The 3,535-nt window shown below is 48.2% G+C and carries 3 protein-coding genes; 1 reads left to right on the top strand and 2 read right to left on the bottom strand.

Features of this window, described 5'->3' with window-relative positions; all coding sequences use genetic code 11:
- Positions 1–438: 438 nt before the first annotated feature.
- Entirely contained in the window at positions 439–633 is a 195-nt protein-coding gene (locus tag V8L71_RS20380; RefSeq protein WP_336275304.1) for a helix-turn-helix transcriptional regulator, read from the bottom strand.
- 219 nt (positions 634–852) lie between these two features.
- Positions 853–2,181 carry a tyrosine-type recombinase/integrase gene (locus V8L71_RS20375; protein WP_336275303.1) on the bottom strand — a complete coding sequence of 443 codons (1,329 nt, stop codon included), beginning with the start codon at positions 2,179–2,181 and terminating at the stop codon, positions 853–855.
- Positions 2,182–2,549: 368 nt separating this feature from the next.
- On the opposite strand from V8L71_RS20375, the gene V8L71_RS20370 reads away from it, so the two are divergent.
- Positions 2,550–3,527, top strand: a complete 978-nt coding sequence (locus tag V8L71_RS20370; protein WP_336275302.1) for a tyrosine-type recombinase/integrase — start codon at positions 2,550–2,552, stop codon at positions 3,525–3,527.
- Positions 3,528–3,535 lie beyond the last annotated feature (8 nt).

Below are 3,535 nucleotides of genomic sequence, written 5' to 3'. Positions count from 1 at the left end.
AAAACGGAATCGGTTGACCCATCGTGACCGCTCAGCGTACAAAACTCTCTCCAGCGTGAAGGCTGTGTGCAAATCGGTCACGATCACCGGAATGACCGGTCACGTTCGCCGGAATACGCAACCGTGCTATAAAAAGCATAAATTAAACTTTAATGAAGGAGTAGGGAGTGCCCCTTAATAGAAACTGGCCGCTGTGGTCTGAACTCTACTTTTAAACCCCTCTAAAAATTGGGGATTACCTACGCGCCGAGACATAGTTCTGTGTTCCACTCTGATTGGTCTTTATTCTTTATACGCGCATAATTTATGCAGATTCACTAGAAAACACCGCCCACTCTGATGGAGGGGCGGCTGAATTTTGAGGTCGATGCTAAGAGACGCTTTTCGTTAAGAGTACCATGCCTTAGAAGGGGGAAGTGGTTTCAGGACCGAACTTCATTACGTTTTGTTTTTTGCGGTGTTCATAGCTTTTTGAATATCAGCTTCGAATTCCTCAAGCATTGGCAACTGCCAGCGTGTGCATCCAGGGCTTAATCGGATGGGATGAGGTAACCTACCTTCCGAAGCCCACCGCCAAACAGTAGGCCTTGATACGCCGTAACGCTTTGCAACTTGATGGTCTGAAAGATACATACTGACTCTCCTTGTTTTCGGTAGTCTCATAGTACGAGCATGACCAGCTGAGCAGGGCGGTCTAATTGAGCCAATTTATAAATTAGCCAGATTTAACCACCAGAATCATGTGAATGAGAATATAGGGAGCCGCCTGAGGTGAAAGTATTAAGAATATCTAACTAATAGCCTTAGTAGCAGTATAAAATCTGCAACTATTATATTAGATGACAACATCCTTCACGTGATTGCTTTTTCCCCTGGTGCGGTAGCAATTTGGTCAGCGACAAATTGTGCCCAACGGCTCCAGACATCCACCTGCTCTTCCCATCGTCCTGCTTTGTTATATGTCGCTACCAGCTTCGGCGGGGCATGATCTAGCATTTGTTCTACAAGCATCGGTTCTGCCTTTAGAAAATCAGTCCAAGCGGTAGCCGCAGTTCGTCGGAGGTCGTGCGCAACGAAAGGTTCCAGACTATGTAATGGAGCATCTGAGTCTTGCATTTTAAGTGCGCGACCTTGTAGACGAGTGACAGCCGTACTGATGCTGTCTTCGTGAATCGGTCGCCCTTGCAGCCGCGGTGAGGGAAACACATAATCACTATTCGATATTGACTTCTGCTCATCCAAAATATGCATAACAAGAGTGGCAAGGAATACTTTATGTTTGCGTTGAGATTTAGTTCTGGGAGCAGGAAGCGTCCAAATATTGCCATGCACCTCGGACCAGCGCATTCCTGATACCTCTGCTCGCCGACAACCAGTTAATACAAGCAATCGAATCGCATTTGCCACTGAAGGCGACAACCCTCGTCCTTCCGTTAACTTCTGATCGAGAGCTGACCAAAGTTGACGCAATTCATGCAAGATTAAGTGACGCTCGCGGGGTACGCTTGAACCTGTGCCGACTTTGGCCGGAGTGAGGCTACTAACAGGGCTTTCCTCGACCTGTTCATAATCTACTGCATACGCCATCATCATTCTAAGCACACCCAACGTATGTCTTGCCTCTGTACGGCCACCTTGCCCCCGGCCAGAGGCGGCAGGTTTTACATTCCCAGCTGCGACCTTCTGGAGAGCTTCGATAGCATCCCGACGACTAAGGTCGCGAACATACATTTTCCCGAGCGGCTTCTCAAGATAAAGCCTCCAGCGGCGTCTGTGTTGAGTTACGGTCTTCTCTTTTGGTAAATATCCACTCTTGCCAGGTGCCTGAGCGTAGAAGTCAATCCACTTTTCAAAAGCTTGGTTCATTGTCCACGCTGACTGATTCGCCGCTTTCTCTGCAGACCTATGAACTCTTGGATCCAGTCCTTTGGCAACCAATTTGGCAACTTTAGCGTGCTCTGTTCGAGCCTCTGCAAGCGTCATTTTTGGATATGAACCAAGTCGCATTTCCTGTTGGCGACCTGACAACGAAAACCTATATATCCATCCTTTCGATGATCGATTAACTCTAGCCTCAAGTACTAGGCCTTCAAGCCCTTTGTGAAGTACTGATTTTCTGACTTTGCGCTGACCATCACCAGGTACAAGCGCTTTAACTGATTTATCACTATTGATTGGCATATTCTCGCCCTTGGTTGTTCATTAGGGGTACGAAAAAAAGAACCCCTAGTGGTACCCCTAGCTAGCACGAGAAAGGATAGAGCTTATTGATACAGAATGCGACATGGTGTTAGTATAAATAGTTGATAATAAGCCAATATTTTATTGTTTATACAGTTGGCTGAGATGCATTGATACATGAAGTCGTAGTTCTCCTAAGCGGCAGGTCGCAGGTTCGAATCCTGCCAGGGACGCCAACGGGCTATCTTGAGAAGTCCTGACAAAGCCAAAAATGATGTGTAACACTCTGAAAGACATTATTTTTTAGCCCTCATTGTTCCCCAGCATTCCTTTCAAAACCGGCTGCAAAGTGGTATACAGAATGGTATATGCCCCCATTCGAAGATGCTCGGTATACCGCCATGGCACTAACCGTTCGACAGATAAACTCAACCAAACCTAGCACGAAAATTTTAGCCCTCAACGATGGCCAAGGATTAGAACTTAGGATCTGGCCCGATGGTCGTCGTGGGTGGCGTTTGCGCTACACACGCCCTAATGGCAAGCGCAACATGATTAGCCTTGGGAAATATCCAGAAGTGAGCCTTGCCGAAGCGAGGGAGAAGCGGGCGGACATAAGGCGTTTAATATCTCAAGGCACCGATCCAGTTGAGCAAAAGCAAAACGATAAGCGGCAGCAACAGTACGCTGCACAAAACACATTTGAGGTGCTGGCCATGGAGTGGCACGCGAGCATGGTGCCGCGTTGGAAAGAGACCTCTAAGCGAGCCAACGATAGTAAGCGTGTGCTGGAAATGTACGTTTTCCCAAAGGTGGGTAATCGCGCCATTGAGAGCATTCTGCCCTTAGAGTGGCTTGAGATACTACGCGCGCTAGAAGACTTGGGAAAATTTGAGCAGAGACGCCGGCTACACGCCTTCTGCAGGGATATCTATCGCTACGCCATCATAACGGGCCGGGCTAGCTTTAACCCCCTCACCGACCTCAATACAGCGCTTAAACCCTATAAGCGTGGAAGCTTTCACCATATTTCTCAGGAAGAACTGCCCGAACTTGTACGTGATATTGAGGGCTACGATAAGAGCCCTATGGTGCGTATTGGCTTGAAGCTATTGCTGCTGACGGCTGTGCGCCCTGGTGAGCTGCGCATGGCTGAGTGGAAAGAATTCGACCTACAAGACGGAATCTGGAAGATCCCCGCTGAGCGTATGAAGATGGGCAGGGCGCATCAAGTTGAACCGCCCCGTCTTTACCGGAGACTCCATATCTTGAGAGGATGGAGTTATGAACTCACCAAAACGATATTCCCCGGAAGTGCGGGAGCGAGCTGTTCGTTTAGTTATTGAACAGCAAG

Origin of the sequence: Vreelandella indica, assembly GCF_037070225.1 — a bacterium.
GTDB lineage: Bacteria > Pseudomonadota > Gammaproteobacteria > Pseudomonadales > Halomonadaceae > Vreelandella > Vreelandella arctica.
Note: the sequence above shows the minus strand (reverse complement) of the source record. Positions and strands in the feature narration are given on the sequence as shown.

Bases quoted from the DNA above. Each gene is read 5' to 3' on its own strand.
- V8L71_RS20380 (WP_336275304.1), bottom strand. From the start codon at position 633: ATGTATCTTTCAGACCATCAAGTTGCAAAGCGTTACGGCGTATCAAGG.
- V8L71_RS20375 (WP_336275303.1), bottom strand. From the start codon at position 2,181: ATGCCAATCAATAGTGATAAATCAGTTAAAGCGCTTGTACCTGGTGAT.
- V8L71_RS20370 (WP_336275302.1), top strand. From the start codon at position 2,550: ATGCCCCCATTCGAAGATGCTCGGTATACCGCCATGGCACTAACCGTT.